The 22,267-nt window shown below is 64.5% G+C and carries 21 protein-coding genes, 2 tRNA genes and 3 pseudogenes; 13 read left to right on the top strand and 13 right to left on the bottom strand.

Translation table 11 applies throughout. The features are described from left to right. The first annotated feature begins 217 nt into the window (after nt 1-217). On the top strand, nt 218-463 hold the full coding sequence (locus PE067_RS21270) for a hypothetical protein (protein WP_276191778.1): 246 nt from the start codon (nt 218-220) through the stop codon (nt 461-463). Nucleotides 464-602: 139 nt separating this feature from the next. Further along, nucleotides 603-678 (top strand) — tRNA-Val (locus PE067_RS21265). A 221-nt stretch (nt 679-899) separates the two neighbouring features. Here the strand turns inward: PE067_RS21265 and PE067_RS21260 are convergent. Together PE067_RS21260 and PE067_RS21255 are read right to left on the bottom strand one after the other, a co-directional pair. Continuing rightward, a complete protein-coding gene (locus PE067_RS21260; protein ID WP_276191777.1) occupies nt 900-1,652 on the bottom strand; it encodes an SseB family protein in 753 nt (250 codons plus the stop codon). Beyond that, entirely contained in the window at nt 1,639-2,232 is a 594-nt protein-coding gene (locus PE067_RS21255) for a uracil-DNA glycosylase family protein (RefSeq protein WP_276191875.1), read from the bottom strand. Before PE067_RS21255 ends, PE067_RS21260 begins: the two co-directional genes overlap by 14 nt. Nucleotides 2,233-2,439: 207 nt before the next feature. Between PE067_RS21255 and PE067_RS21250 the strand changes: the two genes are divergently transcribed. From PE067_RS21250 to kdsA, 3 genes and pseudogenes are all read left to right on the top strand, one after another. Then, nucleotides 2,440-3,093 (top strand): ATP-binding cassette domain-containing protein, encoded by a 654-nt coding sequence (locus PE067_RS21250; protein ID WP_276191776.1) that lies wholly within the window; start codon nt 2,440-2,442, stop codon nt 3,091-3,093. Then, nucleotides 3,077-4,786 (top strand): capsule biosynthesis protein, encoded by a 1,710-nt coding sequence (locus PE067_RS21245; protein ID WP_346429748.1) that lies wholly within the window; start codon nt 3,077-3,079, stop codon nt 4,784-4,786. The genes PE067_RS21250 and PE067_RS21245 overlap by 17 nt, the downstream gene beginning before the upstream one ends. A 64-nt stretch (nt 4,787-4,850) precedes the next feature. Further along, a pseudogene (gene kdsA, locus PE067_RS21240) lies at nt 4,851-5,682 on the top strand (3-deoxy-8-phosphooctulonate synthase); the annotation flags it as partial. Nucleotides 5,683-5,710: 28 nt separating this feature from the next. On the opposite strand, the pseudogene PE067_RS21235 reads toward kdsA, so the two are convergent. Beyond that, nucleotides 5,711-6,870 (bottom strand): annotated as a pseudogene (locus tag PE067_RS21235) (aminoacetone oxidase family FAD-binding enzyme). A gap of 141 nt (nt 6,871-7,011) precedes the next feature. Here PE067_RS21235 and PE067_RS21230 point away from each other — a divergent pair. From PE067_RS21230 to PE067_RS21215, 4 genes are all read left to right on the top strand, one after another. Next, a tRNA-Gln gene (locus tag PE067_RS21230) sits at nt 7,012-7,086 on the top strand. A gap of 756 nt (nt 7,087-7,842) precedes the next feature. Next, a complete protein-coding gene (locus PE067_RS21225; protein WP_276191775.1) occupies nt 7,843-8,376 on the top strand; it encodes a hypothetical protein in 534 nt (177 codons plus the stop codon). Next, nucleotides 8,286-9,725: an ABC transporter substrate-binding protein gene (locus PE067_RS21220; RefSeq protein ID WP_276191773.1), complete on the top strand. Its 1,440-nt coding sequence runs from the start codon at nt 8,286-8,288 to the stop codon at nt 9,723-9,725. The genes PE067_RS21225 and PE067_RS21220 overlap by 91 nt, the downstream gene beginning before the upstream one ends. 213 nt (nt 9,726-9,938) lie before the next feature. Further along, on the top strand, nt 9,939-10,118 hold the full coding sequence (locus PE067_RS21215; RefSeq protein ID WP_276191771.1) for a hypothetical protein: 180 nt from the start codon (nt 9,939-9,941) through the stop codon (nt 10,116-10,118). 289 nt (nt 10,119-10,407) lie between these two features. On the opposite strand, the gene PE067_RS21210 is transcribed toward PE067_RS21215, so the two are convergent. After that, entirely contained in the window at nt 10,408-10,644 is a 237-nt protein-coding gene (locus PE067_RS21210) for a hypothetical protein (RefSeq protein ID WP_276191769.1), read from the bottom strand. 27 nt (nt 10,645-10,671) lie between these two features. Then, nucleotides 10,672-10,851, bottom strand: coding sequence for a hypothetical protein (locus PE067_RS21205; protein WP_276191768.1), 180 nt, complete (start codon nt 10,849-10,851; stop codon nt 10,672-10,674). A 41-nt stretch (nt 10,852-10,892) separates the two neighbouring features. Here PE067_RS21205 and PE067_RS21200 point away from each other — a divergent pair, with 41 nt between their 5' ends. Genes PE067_RS21200 through PE067_RS21185 form a run of 4 tightly spaced genes read left to right on the top strand, consistent with a single transcriptional unit; the run spans nt 10,893 to nt 13,242 of the window. Continuing rightward, a complete protein-coding gene (locus tag PE067_RS21200) occupies nt 10,893-11,477 on the top strand; it encodes an ABC transporter permease subunit (protein WP_276191767.1) in 585 nt (194 codons plus the stop codon). A 15-nt stretch (nt 11,478-11,492) separates the two neighbouring features. Further along, nucleotides 11,493-11,627, top strand: coding sequence for a hypothetical protein (locus PE067_RS21195; RefSeq protein ID WP_276191766.1), 135 nt, complete (start codon nt 11,493-11,495; stop codon nt 11,625-11,627). Next, on the top strand, nt 11,624-12,652 hold the full coding sequence (locus PE067_RS21190; protein WP_276191765.1) for an ABC transporter ATP-binding protein: 1,029 nt from the start codon (nt 11,624-11,626) through the stop codon (nt 12,650-12,652). Before PE067_RS21195 ends, PE067_RS21190 begins: the two co-directional genes overlap by 4 nt. Then, the gene (locus PE067_RS21185; protein WP_276191764.1) at nt 12,649-13,242 is read left to right on the top strand and encodes a histidine phosphatase family protein; all 594 of its coding nucleotides are present in this window, start codon (nt 12,649-12,651) and stop codon (nt 13,240-13,242) included. Before PE067_RS21190 ends, PE067_RS21185 begins: the two co-directional genes overlap by 4 nt. A gap of 439 nt (nt 13,243-13,681) precedes the next feature. Here the strand turns inward: PE067_RS21185 and PE067_RS21180 are convergent, their stop codons facing one another. The 8 genes and pseudogenes from PE067_RS21180 to PE067_RS21145 form a co-directional block, all read right to left on the bottom strand. Next, complete coding sequence (locus PE067_RS21180) at nt 13,682-15,634, bottom strand: hypothetical protein (protein ID WP_276191763.1); 1,953 nt, start codon at nt 15,632-15,634, stop codon at nt 13,682-13,684. Continuing rightward, nucleotides 15,621-17,687 carry a multicopper oxidase domain-containing protein gene (locus PE067_RS21175; protein ID WP_276191762.1) on the bottom strand — a complete coding sequence of 689 codons (2,067 nt, stop codon included), beginning with the start codon at nt 17,685-17,687 and terminating at the stop codon, nt 15,621-15,623. The genes PE067_RS21180 and PE067_RS21175 overlap by 14 nt, the downstream gene beginning before the upstream one ends. Nucleotides 17,688-18,076: 389 nt before the next feature. After that, nucleotides 18,077-18,237 (bottom strand): annotated as a pseudogene (locus PE067_RS21170) (IS3 family transposase); the annotation flags it as partial. Between the two features lie 45 nt (nt 18,238-18,282). Next, a complete protein-coding gene (locus PE067_RS21165; protein ID WP_276191761.1) occupies nt 18,283-18,435 on the bottom strand; it encodes a hypothetical protein in 153 nt (50 codons plus the stop codon). Nucleotides 18,436-18,618: 183 nt separating this feature from the next. Continuing rightward, the gene (locus tag PE067_RS21160; RefSeq protein ID WP_276191760.1) at nt 18,619-18,807 is read right to left on the bottom strand and encodes a hypothetical protein; all 189 of its coding nucleotides are present in this window, start codon (nt 18,805-18,807) and stop codon (nt 18,619-18,621) included. Nucleotides 18,808-19,158: 351 nt separating this feature from the next. Beyond that, complete coding sequence (locus PE067_RS21155; RefSeq protein WP_276191759.1) at nt 19,159-20,202, bottom strand: HlyD family secretion protein; 1,044 nt, start codon at nt 20,200-20,202, stop codon at nt 19,159-19,161. Next, entirely contained in the window at nt 20,202-21,830 is a 1,629-nt protein-coding gene (locus PE067_RS21150) for an MFS transporter (protein WP_346429747.1), read from the bottom strand. The genes PE067_RS21155 and PE067_RS21150 overlap by 1 nt, the downstream gene beginning before the upstream one ends. Further along, a complete protein-coding gene (locus PE067_RS21145; RefSeq protein ID WP_276191757.1) occupies nt 21,827-22,255 on the bottom strand; it encodes a MarR family transcriptional regulator in 429 nt (142 codons plus the stop codon). The genes PE067_RS21150 and PE067_RS21145 overlap by 4 nt, the downstream gene beginning before the upstream one ends. Nucleotides 22,256-22,267: the final 12 nt, after the last annotated feature.

The following is a 22,267-nucleotide window of genomic DNA, read 5'->3' as shown; positions in this document are numbered from 1 at the left end:
ATGGCCCGAAACGCAGGATGGCCACCTTCCGCATCCCGTCAAAACCGCGCGCATGCCCCATAACAGCCCGAACCGTTCAGATTATTTCCTGAAAACAACGGGTTTTACCGTTGACCGCTGCCGGACCCGTGATATAGCCGCCAGCGGGGCAATCCGGGCCGCACCCGTGCAGCCCCTTGTTTGCTCTGCATATTTCACTCACCCACATGGTTTGACAATGATCTACAAGATTTCCGCCCTTGCCGCCGCCGTGATGACCCTGTCCGCCTGCAGCATCGACCCCAGTGATTACGAAACCGACCCGGTTCAGGTCGAAAGCGCAAAAGGCTCGGTGACCTGCCAGCTTTACACCAAGCGCATCGTGCGTTGGGACCGCGCCATCGACCGCCCCGCCACGATGTCGGTCAAGGAAGCCGACGACATCTGTCTGGCCGAAGGTCTGCGCACTCGCGACGAAGGCTGATCGCCGCGCGACGGGAAACGGTCGCGGGCACGGACGATCTCGAAGACAAAGGGGCGGCCCATGCGCATCGGCCGCCTCTTTTCATGTCGCGCCAAGGCTTGCCAAACCGCGCGCAGGCGGTCTAAGAGGCGTCGCGGAGGGGCGGTTAGCTCAGTTGGTAGAGCGTCTCGTTTACACCGAGAATGTCGGGGGTTCGAGTCCCTCACCGCCCACCACGCCCCAGCACGAACCCCGACGATGACGGGCTATCTGGCTGGTCTGCACAGCCCACAGGGAACGGGACCGGCATCCGTTGCGACCACCGCATGTTGAAGGTGGCGTCCTGCAAACGGGCCGAAATCGTCGTGCCTGCAAAGGTGCATCGGGTCGGCGCGCGGAACACGGCACCGCGACGGTTTCAACGCCCGCCGCAAGCTGCGCCGCAGGAAACCATCGGTCAGCGCAGCCGTGGCGGCGCCTTCGGGTCGCGCTTTGCCGCAGGCTCGGGCGCCACGGGGGCTGGAATGTCGATCAGGACGCCGTCGCGCGGCAGCGCAGTTTCGGCAAAGGCCACATCCAGCCCGCCGTCGATATCCGGCAGAAAGGCAAAGAATTCCGCCATGGCCTTGGCCAGGGCATCGCGATGCGCCTCGGCCGTGCCACTCAGGAACAGGATGTGGCCGCGCGTGCCGCCGGGCCATTCGGCACCGACCAGCGCCGCCCCTGCCGCAAGCCCTGCCATATCCGCAAGCCGCTGCGACAGGGGAGCCAGCAGGGTCGCGACGACATCGGGCCGCGGGGGCCCAAGGCGCATGTCATCGCCCTGCCCCGCGCTGACATGCGCGGAATCGAGCGCGCGGCCAAGCCAGCCCAGGGTTTCGGCGTCCAGCATCATCTCGGACCGCTGGCCCGGATTGACCAGCAGCGACAGCCCTTCGCGCGCCAGCATCGCGGCCAGCACCCGCCCCGGCATCGCGGCATAGGGCACGGCATCGCCCATGAAACCCGACAGCCGGTCTTCGGCATCGCAGGCCAGCGCGGCCCGGCCGCCGCCCGGATCGAACAGCAGGATATCCGCCTGATCGGCTGCGGGTTCGGTGCTGAGCGCCAGAAAAAGCTCGGTATCGGCAAGCCGCGACAGGATGCGCGCGCGCAGATCGGCGGGGGCGTCGTGAAAGGCTGTCAGGCACAGGTCGTCAAGCGCGGTCATCGGGGGCGTCCAGTATCTGTCTCAGTTGCAGGCGCAGTTCGGGCACAAGCTCGGCCTCGAACCAGGGGTTTCGTCTCAGCCACGCGGTATTGCGCCACGACGGATGAGGCAAGGGAAAGCTGCCCGGCGCATGGTCGCGCCATGCGGCAACGGTGCGCGTCAGATCCCGCGCCCCAAGATGCCAGCGCTGCGCATGCGCACCGACCAGCAGCACCAGCCGGGGCGCCAACTGGTCCATCACGCGCTGCCGCCATGTCGCCGCGCAAAGCGGCGGCGGGGGCAGGTCCGCGCCGCGCGCGTCATAGCCCGGAAAGCAGAATGCCATCGGCACGATCGCAATCCGGTCCCGGTCATAGAAGGTTTCCGCATCGACGCCCATCCAGTCGCGCAGGCGGTCGCCCGAACGATCGGCAAAGGGCCTGCCCGCCAGATGGACACGCATCCCCGGCGCCTGCCCGACGATCAGCACCCGCGCGCCGGGACGGAACCACGCCACGGGCCTTGGCTGATGCTGCGTCGCCGTGGCGGCGAAGCGGTCACGACACAGGCGGCAGGCGGAGATTTGCTCGATCAGGGACATTTTCAACAAATAGTCGTCAAAACCGCAGGAAAAAGGCTGACGCTTCACGACTGCTTAACCGTTATGCCCAAGAGTGGACAGCGCCGGCGGCACGGCATAAGAAGACCGGACCGATTATCCGCCCCCGACTGGTGCCGGGGCGTGTCCATGATCACGAAAATCCCTGCCCGTGGTCGGGCCGGGCCATGATGTTTGCAGGGCTTTCGGATGCTTGAATTCGACAATGTGTCCAAGTCGTTCTGGACGGGGACTCAGCGCAAGGTCATTCTTGACCGCGCGTCCTTCCGGGTGGATCTGGGTCGTTCGCTTGGCATCCTTGCGCCCAACGGGACAGGCAAGACCACCTTGATCAACATGATGTGCGGCCTTGAAAAACCGGACGAAGGCACGATCAGGACCGATTGCCGCGTGTCCTTTCCGCTTGGTTACATGGGCGGCGTCGTGGCCAAGCATTCGGCCAATGAAAACGCGCGTTTCATCGCCCGCGTCTATGGCCTTGATCCCGACTATGTCGAGGCGTTCTGCCGCTGGCTGACCGATATCGGCGAATATTTCGACATGCCGGTCGGCACCTACAGTTCGGGGATGCGGGCGCGCTTTACCTTTTCGCTGCTGCTGGCGCTGGATTTCGACATCTATCTGATCGACGAATCCATGCCCCAGACCACGGATGCCGAATTCAACCGCAAGGCCGGATCGGTGCTGTACGACCGGCTGAAGACCGCCACCGTGGTCATCGTGTCGCACCAGCCGTCGACGTTGGAAAAATTCTGCCGCTCTGCCGCCGTGATGCGCGACGGGCGGCTTTACATGTTTGAAACACTCGATGAGGCCAAGCAGTATTATGACTACACCGCCTAAGGCCCGGCTTTTCCGTCTCAGCCGCGAGGAATCGCTTGTTTCGAAAACACGCGATGCCGCAGCCGCAGCCAATCCCGAACGCCGGGTCCGGATCGAGGTGCACAAGCGGGTCAACCCGGCTCCCGCTGCCTCGGCGACCACCAATACGCCGGGCGATGCGGGCATGCCCTTTGCGACCGGCAATACCGATGACGGCTTTGGCGATATGCGCTTTCCGGGGGCTGAGGCGGCGGGTCCCGCGGCGCCCGCTGGCGCAGAGCCTCAGGGGATGCAGGAGGGGATGCAGGCCCGCATGGCGGCGGTTCGCGCCGAAAACCTGACCGGGCGCCAGTTGCGCATGGCACGGCGGATCGCCGCGATGCATGAAATCGACGTCGCGTCCGATTTCGAGGCGGTCGTCATTCTGCGCGACCGCGGCATCGACCCCTTTCACCGCGCCGAGGTCGGCAAGATCCTGTCCACCGAAGCCGTGCGTTCGCAGCGCGAAGCCGCACCGAACACGCCGGTTCCCGTGGCGTCGGCAGGCATGCCCATGCGCCTGCCCCGCGATGGCGAGACGACGGCATTTCAGGGCACCAACCTGCCCTCTCGCGAGGTTCTGACCGAAGAACGGCGCGCCGCCGAAATCTTTCGCATCCAGCGCGACATCGCCAAACGCCGCCGCCACCGGCTGATCATGCTGGCCGCGCGCCTGTTCGTTTTCGTGGTCCTTCCGACCATTGCGGCGGGCTATTATTTCTTCAATGTCGCGACTCCGCTGTACGCCACGGAATCGCAGTTCCAGATCCAGCAGGCGGAAAAGGCGTCCTCCGGCGGGCTTGGCGGGTTGTTCAGCGGCACGCAACTGGCGACCAACCCCGATTCCGTTTCGGTGCAAAGCTATCTGACCTCGCGCGATGCCATGCTGCGGCTGGATTCGGATCTGGGTTTCAAACGCGCGTTCCAGGACCCCTCGATCGACCCGATCCTGCGGCTGGCGGCTGACGCCACGAATGAACAGGCCTATAAGGTCTATCAGAATTCGGTCAAAATCGGCTATGATCCGACCGAAGGCGTCATCAACATGGAAGTGATCGCGCCCGACCCCAAGCTCAGCCAGGAATTCTCGCTGGCGCTGATCAAATATGCCGAGGGTCAGGTGGACCAGATGACCTCTCGCCTGCGCTCCGACCAGATGGAAGGCTCGATCGAAAGCTATCAGGACGCCGAGCGGCAGGTTCTGGCCGCGCAGCAGCGCGTGCTGGAACTGCAGGAAAAGCTGGGGGTTCTTGACCCGGTGGCCGAGGGCACGGTGGTCATGAACCAGATCGCCGAACTGGAACGCCAGCTCAACGAAAAGCGGCTGGAACTGGGGCAGTTGCAGGCCAACGCCAACCCCAGCCAAAGCCGTGTCGCGGGCGTCCGGGGGGATATCGAGCGGCTTGAATCCATGCTGACCGACACCCGTTCGCGCCTGACCGACGACCGCACGGCGCGCGGGTCGCTGGCGGCGATCTCGGGCCAGATCCGCATCGCGGAAAGCGACCTGCTGACCCGTCAGGAACTGCTGGCCGCAGCCGCAGCCCAGATGGAAACCGCCCGGATCGAGGGCGAACAAGCGAGGTCCGCTATCTGTCGCTGTCGATTTCACCCGTGCCACCTGACGAAGCGACCTATCCCAAGGCGTTCCAGAACACGATCGTTGCCTTCCTGATCTTTTCGGGCATCTATCTGTTGCTGTCCCTGACCTCCTCCATCCTTCGCGAACAGGTATCCTCATGACGCATCACGTCCCGGCCGGGAATGTCACCTTCGGAAACGACCTGCCGCTGGTCCTGATTGCCGGTCCCTGCCAGCTGGAAACGCTGGACCACGCGCTGATGATCGCCGAACAGCTGGCCGAAGCCTGCGCCGGCGCGGGTGCGGGCTTTGTCTTCAAGGCCAGCTATGACAAGGCAAACCGCACCTCTCTGACGGGGCGCCGCGGCATCGGCATCGACGAAGGGCTGGACATGCTGGCGACGGTGCGCGACCGGATTGGCTGCCCCGTGCTGACCGATGTCCACGACATCGATCAGGCACGCCGCGCCGGTGCGATTGTCGATGTCATCCAGATCCCCGCATTTCTGTCGCGCCAGACCGATCTGCTGCTGGCGGCGGGCGAAACCAGGACGGTCGTGAACATCAAGAAAGGCCAGTTTCTGGCGCCATGGGGCACGCCCAATGTCGCGGACAAGGTCGCCTCGACCGGGAACGGGCGCATTCCTGCTGACGGAACGCGGGGTCAGTTTCGGCGCCGGCACGCTGGTCGCGGATATGCGCAGCCTGCCGATCATGGCCCGGACGGGATATCCGGTGATCATGGACGCGACGCATTCAGTGCAGCAGCCCGGGCGGTCGCGGCGGCCGCCTCGAGGCGGGCAGCGCGAATTCGCCCCGGTCATGGCCCGCGCGGCCGTTTCGCTTGGCGTCGCAGGTGTGTTTATCGAAACCCATCAGTGATCCACGACAACGCGCCCTCGGATGGGCCGAACATGATCCCGGCTGAGGCGCAAGCCCGCGCTGATTTCCTCGCTCATGCAATTCGACCGGCTGGCGAAATCCGACCCGGGTCATGGGCCGGATCAGCCGTCCAGCATCATGGCGGCGATATCCGCCGGGCAGCGGCTTCGGCCGAGGCCCAGCCCAGTTGGAAATTATATCCACCAAGCCACCGGGTCACATCCACCACCTCACCGATGAATAAAGGCCGGGGACATCACGCGCGCACATCGTCTTTGCGTTCAGATCGCGCGTGTCCACCCTGCCCACAGTGACCTCTGCCGTGCGCCACCCTTCGGATCCGACAGGCTTCAGGCGCCAGTCGTTGATCCGCGCCGCCAGCCGTTCGACCGTTCCATTGTTCTGATCCGCCAGCCGCGCCTGATCCAGACCACATTCATGCGCGATCTGCGCGGCAAGACGCGCGGGCAGGTATTGCGCCAGAACGGTCGCAACCAGGCTGCGCCCTGCCCGGCTGCGCGCATCCTTGAGCAATGCGGCCATCGGCTGACCCGGCGCCAGATCGACGCTGATCTCATCGCCCGGCGACCAATAGCTGGAAATCTGCAGGATGGCCGGACCCGACAGGCCGCGATGCGTGAACAGCAGGGCGTCACGAAACGCGGTCGCACCATGGCGCACCTCGGCATCCACGGAAACGCCTGCCAGCGGTTTGCACAGATCCAGATCCTGACTCGGCAAGCAGGTCAGAGGCACCAGCCCCGCGCGGCAAGAGTCTCGACCAGCCGCAAACCCAAAGCTGCGCGCGAATATCATAGCCGATCCCTCAAGTCGCCCTCGGCCGTGGGAATCGAGCGCCCTGGTCGCGACCACCACCACAGTCGCCGAGACCGCCCCGGCCGTCGTGTCGACCACGAAGCGGCCATCCTGCCGGGACAGATCCCGAACGCCGGCCCCAAGCCGCAATTCGGCCCCGCGCATCCTGTGCAACAGCAGATCCACGACCTGCCGCGAACTGCCGTCGCAGCAGCTGCCCGCCGTCTTCTCATGCCAGGCGATTCCCGCCCCATCCATCAGCGACACGAAGGCATCGGGACGATAGCCAGACAGGGCCGAGGCGCAAAAGCGCGCATTCTGCGACAGAAAGCGTTCGTAACTGGTTGCAAGATTGGTGAAATTGCAACGCCCCCCTCCGGAAATCCCGGATTTTTCGCCCGGCGCCCTGGCGTGATCCAGCACCAGAATCCGCAGGTTTCGGTCGGGATCACGGGCGATCACGCTGCCCGCGCAAAACATTCCGGCGGCACCCGCGCCAAGGATGATGAGGTCATAATTCTCCATATTGCGGCGCATATCTGTCGCCTCGCAAAACGGCAAGATTTTTCCTGAATACCGCTTGAACTCATCCGACAGCTTGGCTAAACACCCCTCCACAGTTGGGGCGTGGCCAAGTGGTAAGGCATCGGTTTTTGGTACCGTGTACCGTAGGTTCGAATCCTACCGCCCCAGCCAGTCATCCAGAAAGCGTGTTTGCTTCAGCATGTTGATGCCAATCGACAGGGGTTGGTGACAGCGCGTCAGCATAATGACACGCCGTCATCCCGCCGCTGCGACCCGCTGGCCCCATATCGACGGGCTGTTTGGGCATTGCAAACTATGTGTTTCGGCGCGGTCGGCTGTATGTGTGGCGGCGCCTGTATCGCGGACACGCCGTCCAGGTCCCGCTCTCAACAGCTGACCCGTTCGAGGCGAAACGACTGGCAGGCGCGGCACTCAGTTCTAAACCTTAGGTTAGGAATCTGCTTGACCGGAGTGAGGCTGAGTTGTCCACTATCCGGGACGCGATCCGCGCCGCCGTAAAGCACGAGCGGGTCGCGATGGACTATGAGGCTGCGCGGGGAAACCCCGCCACCTTTCCGGGAGTGTCCGCCTTCTACTTCTTTCCCGGACTGACCGCCCCCGATGATGAGCCGGAACGGCCCAAGCGTGACGCGCAGGGGCCGGACATTCAGGATGCCGCCAAAACGCCGACACGTCCCCCGTTTCCATCGGCATCAAGGCCCGTGCCCGCTACCATCCCAGCACGGACCCGCAAGACGCCGCCCCAGAAGGCTACACAGGCGGTCCCAGAGGCGCCCGCCGCGTCAACGCAAGCAACGACCCGCCGCGCCCGTGGGGTTCGCCATGAAGCGCAAACTCACGCCATCCCGACGCCACGGCTGATCACCTGCGGAATCCGTTTGAACGGGAAGAAGTCAGGGAGTTGCCGTGACCACCGATACCGGAATCATTGCTCGTATCCAAAGCCGCTCTGCCACGTTGACACAGGCAGAGGCGCGGCTGGTCGAGGAGTTGATGCGCGTGCCCCGAGAGATCGCGCTGGCCACCGCCGCCGATTTTGCCGCGCGTGTGGGCGTGCATGAGGCCACGACCTCGCGCCTTGCCCGCAAGCTTGACTCCTCAAGCTATGCCGCCTTCCGCGCTGCGTTGCGCCGCGAATTCCTGCGCCAGAGCGACCCGGCGGACCGGATGTCGGCCACGTTGTCGGCAGCCGGGGGCCAGCCGCTCAGCCATCTGATCGCGGTCGAAGCCGCAGCCATCGCCGATCTGGCCGCCCATGTCGGCGATGCCGCCATCGCCGCCGCGGCCAGCGCGCTGGACGGGCGGCGCATCTTCTGTTTGCGCATGGCCATGGCGCGGCGCTGGCCGCCATGGCAGAGCGTCGCCTGCGCCGGATGGGGATCGAGGCGCGGGTGCTGTCGGGCAATGCCCGCGATCTGGCGGAACAGGCGCTTGCGTTGAACCCGGGCGATGCGCTGATCCTGTTCGCGTTCCGCCGGCAGCCACGCGGCCATGCGCCGCTGATGCAGATCGCGCGGGATCTGGGCGTGGTGACGCTGGCGCTGTCGGACACTCTGGGTCCCGCGCTGGTGCCGACCCCTGACCGGCTGCTGTCCGCACCACGGGGCGGGGTTCCGGGCAGTTTCCAGACGCTGACGGTGCCGATGCTGCTGCTCAACGCGCTGATCCTTGCGCTGGGTGAGTTGCGGTGGAACGCAGTCACTGGACCGGCTTGGCGCGCTGATCGAACGGTTCGAAGAGGAAAAGAATGCAAGTTAACTTGCATGTCATATCAATCGTTGCAAGAATCCCTTACGTCGGCAGCGAACCGGCCATGGCCCGAAGGGAATCACATGCGCCTGCTCTCTGCCCTTGCTCTCAGCACGACCATCGCCGCGCCCGTCATGGCGCAGGATCTTTCCACCGCCTCGACCGCCGATCTTGCGCCCCTTGCGCAGGCCGAAGGTCAGGTGGTCGTCTATGCCTTCACCAGCCGCATCGGCCGGGTGGAGGCCGCTTTCGAGGCCGCCTATCCGGGCATCGACATGGTCAGCTATGACATGTCCTCGACCGAGCAGATCGCCCGGATCAAGGCCGAGGCTGCGGCGGGTCTGCCGGGCGCGGATGTCATCTATATCTCTGACGCGCCGGTGGTGATGACCGAACTTCTGGCGGTCGGTCTGGTCGAAGGCCATGTGCCGCCGCGCATGGCCGACCGGGTGCCCGACGCGATGCAAAAGCCGCTGTTGACACAGCGCCTGTCCACTACGGTTCTGATGTTCAACGAGGAAAGCTATCCCGACGGTGCGCCGGTCGACAGCCTGTGGGATCTGAAGCGCCCGGAATGGGCGGGCAAGGTCGTCATGGTCGATCCTCTCCAGCGCGGCGATTACCTCGACCTGATGACCGAGATCGTGCTGCGGTCGGACGAAATGGCCGCAGCCTGCGAGGCGGAGTTCGGCGAAAAGATCGCGCTGAAGGACGGCGCCACCAATGCGGGCGAGCAGTTCATCGCCGATCTCTTTGCCAGCGACCTGGTGCTGATGGGCCTGACCGATGACGTGAACGCGGCGATCGGGCCCAAGGGGCAGACGGCGGCGCCGATCGGCTTCACCTCCTATTCCGACCGCCGTGACAATGAGGAAGAGGGCTGGGCCTTGCAGGTGGCGAACCAGATCGCGCCGGCAAACGGCATCGTCTTTCCGGCGCTGCTGGCGCTGAACCCGAAATCGGCGCATCCGGCCGCCGCGCGTCTGGCCGTCGATTTCATGATGGGCGATGACAGCGAGACGGGGGGCGACGCCTTCTAGCCCTTCTACGTTCCGGGCGACTGGTCGGCGCGCAGCGACATCGCCGCGCATCCCGAGGCGATCGCGCTGGCCGATTTCAGAAGCATGGACCATCGACCCCGCGAAAACGGCCGGGATCCGCGCCGATGTGGCCGATCTGATCCTGACCCTGCAATAAGCCTTTCGGGCCGCGCGCGCGGCATCGCCTGCGCCCCGATCCTGCCGGAGACTGTGATGATCCTTCCCCGCGGCCTTAGCCTGACGCTCATCGTTCTGGGCCTGCTGGCGTTTCTGGTGGCGGGACCGCTGGCCACGATCCTGATCGACACTTTGGGCAGCCCGGCCTGGGGCCAGGTGCTCTGGGGCCGTCCTGGCGCCCAATCTGGCACTGGCGGCCTTTGGGCACCACCCTGATCCTTGGCACGGTCACGGCCTTGGGCGCGGTGGCCATCGGCGGCTTTCTTGCCCGGCTGACGGTGATGACCGATGTGCCGTTCCGCCGCACGCTCGCGGTGCTGGCGACGCTGCCCTTCATGATCCCCAGCTTTGCCACCGCCCTGGCCCGGACCAGCCTGCTTCGTAATTCCCGCGCGGGCGGCGCGGTGGGTCTGATCGAGGGGTTCGGGCTTTCGGTGCCCGACTGGCTGGCACGGGGCCTGCTGCCCACCAGCTTCGTCCTGATCGCGCAATATTACGCCATGGCCTATGTCGTCATCGCCGCCGCGCTGGCCTCGCTGAACGGCGAGGTGCTGGAGGCCGGGCAGATGGCCGGGGCCAGCCGCAAGCGCATCCTTTTCGGGATCGTGCTGCCGATGGTCACGCCTGCGCTGCTGGCCGGAGGCTCGCTGGCCTTTGCCGCCGCCGTGTCGAATTTCGCCGCGCCCGCGCTGCTGGGCCTGCCGGTGCGGATGCAGACGCTTTCCACCCGCTTGTTCGGCATGATCGAGATCGGACAGACCGAGCGTGGCTATATCCTCGCGCTGCTGCTGATCGCCGTCTCGGCCGTCTTCCTTTGGGCGGGCAACCATCTGCTGGCGGGGCGCAAGAGCTTCGCGGCCATCGGCGGCAAGGGCGTCCGCAAGCGCAGCATGACGTTGGGCGCGGCGCGCTGGCCGTTGCTGGCCGCTGCGCTGGTGATCTGCTTCATCACCACCATCCTGCCGATCATCCCGCTGGGCGCGGCGAGCCTTGCGCCCCGCTCGTCCGGAGCTTTTCTCGAACTGGACGCTGCATTACTGGATCGGCACCGCCGACCCCGCCTTTGCCCGTGGCCTGCCCGGCGTGTTGCGCAATCCGCAACTGATGACCGGGCTGTGGACGACGCTGAGCCTTGGGGTGGGCGTGTCGCCGGCCGCCGTCGCCATTGGCCTGCTGACCGCCGTGACCCTGACCGGCCCCCGCATCGCGGTGCTGACCGAGACGGTGAACCAACTCGCTTTCCTGCCGATGCTCCTGCCCGGCATTGCCTTCGGGGCCGCCTATATCGCGCTTTACGGCGCACCCATCGGCCCGCTCCCCGCGCTCTATGGAACCCCGTGGCTGCTCGGGCTTGCACTCACCGCCTCCAGCCTGCCTTTCGCTGTGCAGACCGGCCGCGCCACAGTCGCTCAGATCGGCGGCGAGATCGACGAGGCCGCGCGGATGACCGGCGCCTCGCTTTCCCGTCGCCTTGCCGCGATCACCTTGCCGCTTGCCAGCAAGGGCGTCATCGCCGGCGCGCTTCTGGTCTTCGTCAACGTGATCGGGGATCTGGCCATCGTGGTCCTGCTCTAGACGCCGCAGACGCCGGTGCTGTCGGTCCTGTCCTATCGCTATGCCTCGGACGGGTTTCACCAGTTCGCCAATGCGGTGACGCTGATGATCCTTGTCCTCTCTCTCCTCGCGACGCTGCTCGCCCAGATGCTGAAAGGGCGGGACAGATGATCCGGCTTGCCAACATGACGAAACGCTTTTCCGGCCATGCTGCCGTCGATGATGTCAGCCTGACCGTGCCCGAGGGCGGTTTCCTCGTGCTGCTCGGCCCCTCGGGCTGCGGCAAATCGACGATGCTGAGGATGCTTGCCGGTCTCGATCAGCCAAGCAGCGGCCGGATCGAAATGGGCGGCAGGCTGGTTGCCGATGGCTCCGCCCTGTCGCTGCCGCCCGAACGGCGCAATGCGTGGCTGGTGTTCCAGTCCTATGCGCTCTGGCCGCATATGACCGTTGCCGGAAACGTCGATTGGCCGTTGAAGGTCGCCCGCCATCCGGACCGGGCGGCGCGGGTCGAAGAGGCGCTGGCGATGATGGGCATCGCCGATCTGGCCGGCCGCACCCTGTCCGAAATCTCGGGTGGCCAGCAGCAGCGCGTGGCGCTGGCCCGGATGATCGCGCAACGCCCGAAGGTGATGCTTTTCGACGAACCGCTGTCAAATCTGGACGCCACTTTGCGGGTCGAGATGCGGCATGAAATCGCCCGGCTGCACAAGGCGACCGGCGCCACCGCCGTCTATGTCACCCATGACCAGATCGAGGCGATGACCCTCGCCACCCATGTCGCCGTTCTGAACAAGGGCCGGGTCGAGCAATTCGCGCCGCCGCAGGCATTGCTCGACAGCCCCGCCTCGGCCTTCGTCGCCCGCTTTGTCGGCACGCCGCCCGCCAATCTGATCCCGATCCGGGCGGGCGCATGGTTCAGGCGGCTGCCTGACCCCCAACTGCCGCAGATCGACGGCCATGCCATGCTGCGGGCGGAAGATCTGGCCCTGAAAGGCCCCGGCCCGCGGGCGTTGAAGGCCCAGCTCATGGGATCCATCCCGATGATGGGCCAGCGCCTGCTGACCCTGCAAGTCGAAGGTACCCGCGTGACCGCCATCGCACCCCCGGCCGTGCCGCTGACCGAAACGATGCTGGTCACGCTTCCCGATACCGCTTCCGTCATTTTCGATACCGAAGGATACCGCCTGCCTTGAAACGCCTGATCCTCGTCCGCCATGGCCAGACCGAATGGAACGCCGCCCGCCGCCTTCAGGGCCAGACCGACATCGCGCTTTCGGATCACGGCCGCGCTCAGGCCCGGGCGCTGGCCCCTATGATCGCCAGCCTCGGTCCGGATCACGCCATGACCTCGGACCTCGCCCGCGCGGCTGAAACTGCCATCCTGATCGGCGCAACCGCGACACCAGATCGACGCCTGCGCGAACAGGCGCTTGGGCAGTGCGGAGGAGGCCTTATCGCCGACCTGCCCCCCGAAGACTATCGCGGCTGGCGCGCGGGCCAGTTCACCCCGCCCGGCGGCGAAAGCTGGACGGAGTTCCGCGCCCGCGTCGGGGCCGCGCTTGGCAAGACGGTTGAGCAGGCGCAGGCCACGGCGCTCGCCGTCTGTCATGGCGGCGTGATCCGCGCGGCGCTGGATGCGCTACTGGGCCTGCCGCCATCGCGCATCGTCCCGGTCGGGCCGGGCAGCCTCTGCATCCTCGCCTTTCCCGACGGTCCGGCAAGCGCCCGGCTGGAGGCGTTCAACCTGCGCCCCGGCACCGTCGATCTGGACGCGCCGGACTGACCGGGGCTGTTTCCGAACAAGTCCTGCACCTTGTGGCCATCCAGCCCGACGAACATGTTGTTCTGCATTCGGTCTCTGCGCCCGACCGTAATTGCCGCCGATCTCGTGCCATGTATCTCCGTCGAAACGTGCCGACATGAGGCGGTTGGCAGGCCGGGCGCCGCCTTGTAGGAACAGCAAAGAAAAGCCCGGCCGCTTTGCGCAAAATCCGGCGCAAGCGCCAGCCCGAACGGCCTTCGCAACGACAAGCTCGTTTCCACGGCAAAGCACCGGATATCACCATTCCCGACGATGACGATATGTCCCGCCTTTTCCGTGAGGATCAGCCGCTCGCCGTCCCGCACGATATCCCTGGGACAATCGAAACCATCCGCAACGGTTGCAGCCCTTCGGCCGTCCTGCGCGCGATCATGGCAGGTCATCGGCACAGCACGCGAAATCATCCCTGCTTGTCGGATGCCTGCCGTTCTTCAGCCGCCCAACGCAAGGTTGCCTGTTTCGTGATCGGATCAAGGCAGTCAAGCGCCCTGTCGTTCAAATGGCGGCGGCAGATCGCCGCCTCGTGGGCGTGGCGGGCTGACTTGTAAAAGCGTTCTCCGTCGAAGCGCAGATATTGCCGGTCAAAGTGAAACCCGAGCGCGCGCCATATTCCGACCGAGACGGGATGCGGGGTTTTCTTGCGTCCGGTCAGCCGCGCCGCCGTTTCCATCAGATCCGATACCACATTCTCATAGGCGGCAGATCCGCCAAGCGCGATGCAGGCGCCGGCACGCGGTTCGAACAGGGTCAGCGCGGCGCGGTCCTCAAGCTTGTTTTCCGGGCTCATCACGCGGATGCGCAGCGTCTCGCTGCGGGCGATCGAACCCGCGTGCTCCGTGCCGAGATGCAGATAGGCCGTGATCCGATAGGTGCCCGGTTCGGAAAACGGAAAGCCGGAAAGGCCGTAGGTCAGATTGAGGTTGTCTTCCAGGGTCGCCCCATGCGCCAGCTTCAGCGGCTCACCGGCGCCTTGATGCGCGCAGCGATGCGTCACCGGGCGAAAGACCTCTGCCGGATCGCCGCGCCCGCCGCTTTCGCGACTGATCCAGATCTCCAGCGGCCCGGCTTTCGGGTCCAGCACATCCTGCGGCAGCAGGCTTTCGGCACCTGTTTCATTTGTCAGCCGCAAGCCAAGCAGGACCGGCTGCCCAAGCTGGAAGATCGGGCCATTGACCGGCGCCAGAAGCTCCAGCCGCCAGCCGGGCAAGCGCATTTCCGGAAGAACCGGCGAATAGCCGGTGGCCAGCCCGCTCCAATAATTCGCAGATCCGAAGACATCGCCCCCGGGGACGAGGCTGTGGTAATGACCATGATGCAGGAAGCTCAGCTCATCATCATCGAAGCAATAGCCGAACTTGCGCCAGAATGCAGAGCTTCCACCGGAATATTGCCAGTCGTAATTCATGAAGGACAGGCTGTCCGCGCGCCCGACCTGCCTGTCAAAGCGATGCGTCAGATTCAGGACATGGCCGATTTCATGTATCGCGGTCTGCAACAGCTTTCGGTCGGCCAGCGCGGGCGCGGTCGCATCGGTGATCGCGCTGGCGAAAACGGCGGCGCCTTGTCGGGGCAGGTCGTCGCCGGTATCGAACATCACCCCCTGAAGGTTCGCCCGATTGCTTCGCGACAGCCATAAAAGGCGGATCGCAAAGCCCGGCCTGGCCAGATCCGAGCGCGCAAAATCGTTCATCAGGGTGTGCAGCTGCTTTTCGCTCCAGCCGTCTTGCGGAGCCTCTGGCAGATCGACGCGACCTTCCAGCGACATGACCTCGAAAGCCGCATCGCCAAGGGCCTCGATCAGCCCCAGTTCCCGCCCGTCGCGGTCCAGAACCGGCAGCGCCGGCACGCTGCTTTCGCAGAGAACCTCCAGATCGAGGCAACGCGGCGCGGTGCCGAGATGCCGCATCAACGCCCGGATCGGCGTCAGAACCGGCAAGCCGTCCAGCTTGCCGTCAAGGCTGAGCGTCAGGACATATTCCGCGCCATCCGGCTCCAACAGCAGGCGCGCAGTTGCGATTGCGCGCAACCGGTCCTGCGCCGTCACGGCGATATCCTGTCCGGCTGCGGGCGTCACGCCGGGCGCTGAACGAAAGCTGGTAACCCATATTTCTTCGGCATTCACCCGCAAGAAGATATCACCGCTGATCGCGGCCTGATCGACGCGAAGCTCGATGCGGGAATGGTCGCCGTGATACCCGCCGAGGCGCCCCGTGGGCAAGGAGGTCTGACTGTCAGAGACGGCATCCGCAGCACGGGCAACCCCGGAACCGGCCAGCACCCGGCGGGGAACGGCGACCCAGACAAGGTCTTCGTCTGGATCGCCCATTGGCCTGCCGGGCTCAGTGCCCGGCATGTTGTTCGGTCATCGGCATGTCAAAGCCCCCCTTGCCATCCGGCAGGGCGACCCGAACATTCTGCATCATGCCCACGTCTTCATGGTCAAGGATGTGACAATGCAGGACGAAATCGCCGATATATCTTTCATAGCGCGTGCGCACCCGCGCGACATGATTGGGCGGGACGAACAGCGTGTCTTTCCAGCTTCCTTTAAGTCCGGCATATTGTTCGGTATTGCCCTCTGTCCGGCCGCTGACATCTACCCAGGTCGAGGGGATCAACGGATCAATCGACGGGTCATTCGGGTCGCGGTATTTCAGGATCTCGATGATTTCAAAGGGATTGACGTGGATGTGAAAGGGATGTCCCGCCGGCCCGAAGGATGTCAGCAGCCATTCTTCCGTCCCGCCAAGCGGCAGGATGCGGTCCAGAACCCCGGCGTCGTATTCCTTGGCCCCGACCGGAAACAGCCCGGTGCCGCCCAGAAAATCCTGCCCGATCTCACCGATCGCGAAATCGGGCGGCGCGAAGTTGAAGGCCAGTGTCTGCCGTCCGGTAATCTGATCGGCGCTGATCGGAGGATGTTTGTTGAAAGCCACTAGCTGCATGCCGTCCTGCAGATCGGCGACGACGCGGTCGGCGACCTCGCCCTCCAGCGCAGCCGTTGCCGAGGCGACCAGCTGGCTCAGGATATGTTCGGACGGATCGGCTGGTGCAGCCATTTCCGCCGAACTGCCGGCGGCCTCCACTTTGACCAGCCCCAGAATGGCAGGCTCGTTTTCCAGAGCGTTGATGGCGTCGGCACTGTCCACGGGGGCGTTCAGGATGCAATAGGTGCCCGCTTCGGGAAAGGTGACCAGCAGGTCCTCGCGATAGCCGGGTTGCAGCCAGGTTTCGGTTCGCGGGTCCAGCGCGGTCCGGGTCAAGCCGTCGGTCGCCAGCCCCATCACCTCGACCGGCGCACCCGAACAGACCTGCGCCACATCGACCTCGGTTTCGCTTTGGTCCAGCGCGTCCGCGGCCACTTCGGCATCCGCAGCCTTGCGGATATGCAGGCGAATGGTCTGACGCACACCGGCATGGATCAACCGCCAGCGTTCGACCGTGCCGACCGTGCTGCCCGAAAAAGTCTTGCCGACGGTCCCGTTTATCGCCGTATGGCGGCCCGAAACCGGCCAGGAATTGAACGTCATCTGATCGAACGGATCGGAAGGGCCCGGTTCCAGCATCCCGATATCGGCGGCAACCTCTTGTCCCTGATCGTCGGTTCCGGCGGCGTCGCAGCGCCATGTGCCGTCCTCATTGGTCTTGATCGCGCCGGCCTCGTCCCGGCAGGCATAGGCGATCTGCTGAAACAGCATCACTCGTTCCGGAAAGCGCGGCGCGTCGGTGTCCTCGCCCTCAACGGGGCGCGGCAGGATCACGTCCACATCGCCGGGTCCGACCCATTGATCGCCGGACAGGACCGGCGGGCGGTCGCCGCGAATGATGATGGCCCCGGCCATTCCGCTTGCCACCTGCGGCGCGGTCGAGCCGTGGCGGTGCGAGTGATACCAGAAGGTGCCGGCAGGGTGATCCGGCGGGATCGGATATTCATATGTGAATGAAACACCGGGATTGATGGTCAGCAGCACATTGTCGCCATTCCCGACCGGCGTCACCCAAAGCCCATGCGTATGCATATTCGTCAGGTTGAAATTCGCGCAATGCGGCGTGTTGTGATCCTGCGGCTCGGTATCGCAGGTTTCCGTCGTTCCCGGCAAAACCATTTCATCTGCCGGTGGCAATTCGTTATGCAGGGTCATGCGGAATATATTGCCCGGCGCCAGCTCGACCTGCGGCGCGACAAGCTCGATTTGTTCGGCCTGCCGCCCCTGCCTGTCCTCGACCTCGCCAAAATAGCCGCGCAGCCGCACATTGTCATAACCCTGTGGCGCATCCTCGGGAAATGCGGGGTTTCGTATGCGCCCCTCAACATATCCGACCCGCAGGTCATAGCAGACATCGCCGCCGACACAGGCATTCTGGGCTGATAACGCCTCGACACCGTGGCCCGCATGAGCCGCCATCCCGTCATCCGGGGTTCGCAACGCGGCCAATGGCAGATCATCGCTTTGCGCGCGGGCTGCGGTCGCAATGATCGGAGGCAGCAAAATGGAAGCTGTCGTTAAGGCGATGATTTTCAAGCAGGAGTTGGGCATATCAAAATCCTTCCCGAAAGGAACAATTACAGCCTATCCAATGCCCGAAATTGCCTCATGAATTGATTATTTCATGCCAGGCCGATTCTCATCCTCGCCTTGGCTTAAGAAATAATTGTAGTGTATTTTCATGATGATGTAAACAGGATCGAAACAACCCCGGCGGGGAAAGCGCGTTGCCCGAGCAGTTTGATTCTTCACCATGTTTACGGGAAAATTTCCATCCACCGTTAATCCGGAAGTTGCACCAAAGCGACGCCCGGCGCGATGCAGAGCGTCCTCACACCGATCTGCCCCAACCATTTCCGGATGGCAGTGGCGATGAATCCGCTGTCATTATCGGACCGTATATGTGCCGAGGCCCGCGCGAGACGAACAGTTCGGCGAGCGCGGCCAGATCCGTCATATGCAGCCTCCGCCCCCGGTCGGGAACATCTTGAAGCGGACAGAACCGATCCCTGGTTTATCCTCCACGACCGCGCCGCTCCATGACGGCTTGCCCGATGGTTTTACCCCGAGAGCCGAGCGCAAGCATGTCCACCCGATTCTTGTCCATATTCTCAATAATCCGCAAGCCGTGGATTGCCATGGCTTCACTGATCAGACGTGATTCCATCACGTCGCTCCCGAAAGGCCAGCCATAGGGAGGATGTGTCGGCAATGGGCTTCATTCACGATAAGCCGCTGGTGCCTTTTACGCTCATGCTCGACCCGGACAGTTTTTTCGACCCTCTTCCATCCGATATCGACGGCCGGGTTCGACAGCATGTAGTCGAACCTCTGATCCGGGTGCCCAAACTCAAATGCGCCGTTCGGCCAATTCAGCCATCAACTCTGGCTCTGAATCCGCCAAGTCGCCGTAGATCTGGCCGAAATTGATACTGCCCAAATCGAGATCATCGGAGCAGTCGCGGCGTTGCCGTAACGCGCTTGCTCGACGGAACGCACCAAAGATCATTTTAAAAGGATATGCAGCCAAAATCAGCAACGCCCATCAGGCCGCACAATCACGAGTCAGAGCTTTTCAAAATAATTTCAATTAATTAAATATTCGCGCGCTATTCCTTTCTTGCGCACGTCTCGCCTTTTCCAGCGTCAGCAAGTTTCCGACAAGCCATTTATTTTTCTGATATGTTCTGATCGGCAAAACCCGGCAGAGGTCTTCGGGCTTGGAAATGCGCTGAGCGGGCGATGAGATCGGGCTACACCGATGCCTGGGCGGCCTTCATCCGAAAGCCGGGCAAGGAAGCCGGCCTGATCCGCGCGAAAGCAACGCGATGCCCGATTTCAACCGGGCGGGATGCGCTGGCTGAAACGCCAGCCCCCCAACCCGCTGCGGCTATTCCGAAACGCTGGCGGTATCGACATGGACGACCACCGACATGCCGGGGCGCAGGTGTTCGGCGCCCGGCTGATCCGGGTCGATCGTGATGCGGACCGGAAGCCGTTGGGCGATCTTGGTGAAATTGCCGGTGGCATTGGCCCCCGAAAGCAGGCTGAATTCCGACGCCGTCGCCGGGGAAAAGGAATCGACCTTGCCGGTAAAGGCGCGGTGCTGCAGCGCATCCACGGTAAAGCGCACGGTTTCGCCCCGACGCAGGCCGGTCAGGCTGGTTTCGCGGAAATTGGCGATCACCCAGATATCGCGTCCGACATGGGACACAAGCGCGCTGCCCGGCGTTACATATTGCCCGATCCGCACCGAAACCTGCCCCAGCTGGCCATCGACAGGCGCGCGGATGACGGTGTTGTCCAGGTCGATCCGGGCCAGTTCGACCGCGGCCCCGGCGCTGGCGATATCGGCATGGCGCGACTGCAGGGCGACACGGGCGGACTTGACCGCCTCGCGCTGCACATCCAGGGCGGCCTCGGCACGGGTGACGGCGGATTGGGCCTGTTGCAGCGACAGTTCCGACTGATCGGCCGAGGATTGCGAAGCCACGCCACGGGTGCGCAGGGCCTCTGCCCGGTCCCAACTCGTCAGCGCCGTCGTCAGCGCCGAACGCGCCGCGTCGACGCCGGCCTGATCGGCGCGCACCACCGCCTCGGCCGAGGCGACGCTCTGGGTCGCGACCTCCAATGCGGCGCGGGCGGCGGCAAGCTGCGCCTCAGCCTGCGCCAGTTTCTGGCGGGGAATGCGGTCGTCGATGCGGGCGATGACCTCGCCTGCCGTGACGGTCTGGAAATCCGCGACCTCGACCGCGCTGACATAGCCGCTGACCTGCGGCGATATGGTCGTGACCTTGCCCCGGACATAGGCGTTTTCGGTCGTGGGATCACTGGCCGCGAAGGGCGGCAGGTGCCACGCGTAAAGCAGCAGCAGCAGACCGGCCAGCCCGATGACAAGGGCGATGGCGGTCGGGATCAGGTTCTCTTTCCTCATCATGTCATATCCGAAGGTTTGGAGGGCGTCAGCCACAAGGCAAGGCGGTCGCGCAAAAGATGCAGGACAAGCGCCGCCGCAGCGGTCAGCGCAATCAGGAATGTCACGGTATAGGCGTCGTTATAGGCCATGGCATAGGACTGCGCCTGTGCGTCCTGCGCGATCTGCTGCATGGCCTGCCCCCGCCGCAGCGTGCTGTCGGTGATGGTGGTGGCAAGCACCGCGATCTGGCCGCTGATGGCCTGCATGGCGACCGGATAACCGACCGCCAGCTGATCGGTCAAAGCGGCGTAATGCACGGCCTGACGATGGTTGATGAAGGTGGTGAAAAGCCCCGACCCCAGCACGCCGCCCAGGGATTGCGTCGAAATGAACACGATCACGAAGGACAGCAGATATTGCGGCCCCCGTGCCAGCGCCTGCATCAGCCCGGCCATCATCGCGGGCGGCAAGAACAGCATCCCCGCGAAACCGATCAGCGCCTGGCTGACGATCATCTGCGCAGGGCGCGTGTCCAGCGTCCCATGCGAATCCATCCACGCCCCCGCCGCGATCAGCAACAGCGCGACCAGATGCAGGGTGGGCACACGGTTCGGGCGCATCCACGCCACGCAGGCCATCCCGCCCAGCAGGCTGGCCAGGACGATAACCGCGAACAGCCCGGTCATCTGCGACGGCGCCACGCCCAGCATCTGGAACATGCGCGGGGCGCCCGTGCTTTGTTCGGACAGGATCAGCCGGAACAGAAACAGCGTCGCGGTCAGGTGCAGCATGGCGGGGCTGGCCAGCCAGCGGATATCCAGCAGCGGCGCCTTGCGGTTCAGTTCGACCGCAAAGGCCACCGCCAGCGCCGCGACCGAACCCGCCAGCAGCACCCCGATCCAGGGCATTGACGTCCAGTCGTGGATCGGCCCCATGACAAAGCCGATGGTCAGCCCGGCAAAGCCAAAGCTGATCAGCGCGCAGCTCAGGAAATCCAGCGCCTGAATCACCTTTTGATGCGGCACCGGGCGCAGGGGCAGGCGAAACACCAGCATCAGCGATATCATCGCCATGCCAAGCGCCGTCAGATGGATCGCGCTCAGCCCGCCATCGCCGATCAGCGCGGGCGACACGACCCGCGCCAGCGTCGGCCCAGACATCAGCACCGCCATCGCCGCAGGCAGGCCCAGCCTCATCTTCCATTCCGGCGACAAGGGTTCCAGCATATACATGAAGGCCAGCGTGGACAGCGGCGCGGCGGCCGCGCCGGACAGGGTCTGCACGATCACCGCCGAACGGAAATCATTGATCCAGACCGAGGCAAAGGCCACGGCGACATAGGCGATGATCCCGATTTCGGCAAAGCGGCGCAGCCCGTATTGGGTGCGGACCTTGATCAGCAGCAAGGGCAGCGAGGCACGGGGGATCATATAGGCGGCCATCAACCAGCTTGCCTGCGTGGTGGTGATGCCCAGATCCCCGGCGATCTGCGGGATATTGCCGGACACAAAGCCCTGCCCCAGCCCCTGCGACAGGGCCAGCATCACCGCCGCGCCCAGATAGGCCAGCGCCCGCCCCATCGACAGGGGCGCAGCCGCCGGCGGGGTCGCGGCCGCTGCCGGGGAATCGGTGGTGTCCTGCGTCACGACCGGCCCAGCTTCGCGATATTTTCCGTGATACGATTCAACACCGTCGTCGCGCTGTCCAGCTCTTGCGGGGAAATCCCGTCCAGCAGATCCCGGCGCATCCGATGCGTGAATTCCACGATGGCATGGTCCCGCCCCCGGTCGGTCAGAAACAGCGCGTTCTTGCGGCCATCTTCCCTGGAGGGGCGGCGGATCACGAAACCGGCGGCCTCCAGCGCATCGACCTGACGCTTCAACGTCGGGGCCTCGATCCCCAAAGCCGTGGCCAGTTCGGCCTGCGTCACCCCATCCATCCGCGACAGCGTGGTCAAGGCCCGCGCCCGCGACAGCGTCAGGCCCATCGCTTCGGCCTGCGTGTCGTAGCTGCGGCGTATCAACCGCATCAACCGCAGCAGGGTATCAAGAATATGTTGGGATTCGGGCATCTGGATTGGAGC

It is taken from the genome of Paracoccus sp. DMF-8, assembly GCF_029309835.1.
Taxonomy (GTDB): Bacteria; Pseudomonadota; Alphaproteobacteria; order Rhodobacterales; family Rhodobacteraceae; genus Paracoccus.
This window is presented reverse-complemented; position numbering and strand designations above follow the sequence as displayed.

Excerpts from the sequence above, each read along its gene's own strand:
- PE067_RS21270 (WP_276191778.1), top strand. The coding sequence starts at position 218 with ATGATCTACAAGATTTCCGCCCTTGCCGCCGCCGTGATGACCCTGTCC.
- PE067_RS21260 (WP_276191777.1), bottom strand. The coding sequence starts at position 1,652 with ATGACCGCGCTTGACGACCTGTGCCTGACAGCCTTTCACGACGCCCCC.
- PE067_RS21255 (WP_276191875.1), bottom strand. The coding sequence starts at position 2,232 with ATGTCCCTGATCGAGCAAATCTCCGCCTGCCGCCTGTGTCGTGACCGC.
- PE067_RS21250 (WP_276191776.1), top strand. The coding sequence starts at position 2,440 with ATGCTTGAATTCGACAATGTGTCCAAGTCGTTCTGGACGGGGACTCAG.
- PE067_RS21245 (WP_346429748.1), top strand. The coding sequence starts at position 3,077 with ATGACTACACCGCCTAAGGCCCGGCTTTTCCGTCTCAGCCGCGAGGAA.
- PE067_RS21220 (WP_276191773.1), top strand. The coding sequence starts at position 8,286 with ATGGCAGAGCGTCGCCTGCGCCGGATGGGGATCGAGGCGCGGGTGCTG.
- PE067_RS21215 (WP_276191771.1), top strand. The coding sequence starts at position 9,939 with ATGATCCTTCCCCGCGGCCTTAGCCTGACGCTCATCGTTCTGGGCCTG.
- PE067_RS21210 (WP_276191769.1), bottom strand. The coding sequence starts at position 10,644 with ATGCCGAACAAGCGGGTGGAAAGCGTCTGCATCCGCACCGGCAGGCCC.
- PE067_RS21205 (WP_276191768.1), bottom strand. The coding sequence starts at position 10,851 with ATGAAGCAGATCACCAGCGCAGCGGCCAGCAACGGCCAGCGCGCCGCG.
- PE067_RS21190 (WP_276191765.1), top strand. The coding sequence starts at position 11,624 with ATGATCCGGCTTGCCAACATGACGAAACGCTTTTCCGGCCATGCTGCC.
- PE067_RS21180 (WP_276191763.1), bottom strand. The coding sequence starts at position 15,634 with ATGCCGGGCACTGAGCCCGGCAGGCCAATGGGCGATCCAGACGAAGAC.
- PE067_RS21175 (WP_276191762.1), bottom strand. The coding sequence starts at position 17,687 with ATGGCGGCTCATGCGGGCCACGGTGTCGAGGCGTTATCAGCCCAGAAT.
- PE067_RS21165 (WP_276191761.1), bottom strand. The coding sequence starts at position 18,435 with ATGGAATCACGTCTGATCAGTGAAGCCATGGCAATCCACGGCTTGCGG.
- PE067_RS21155 (WP_276191759.1), bottom strand. The coding sequence starts at position 20,202 with ATGAGGAAAGAGAACCTGATCCCGACCGCCATCGCCCTTGTCATCGGG.
- PE067_RS21145 (WP_276191757.1), bottom strand. The coding sequence starts at position 22,255 with ATGCCCGAATCCCAACATATTCTTGATACCCTGCTGCGGTTGATGCGG.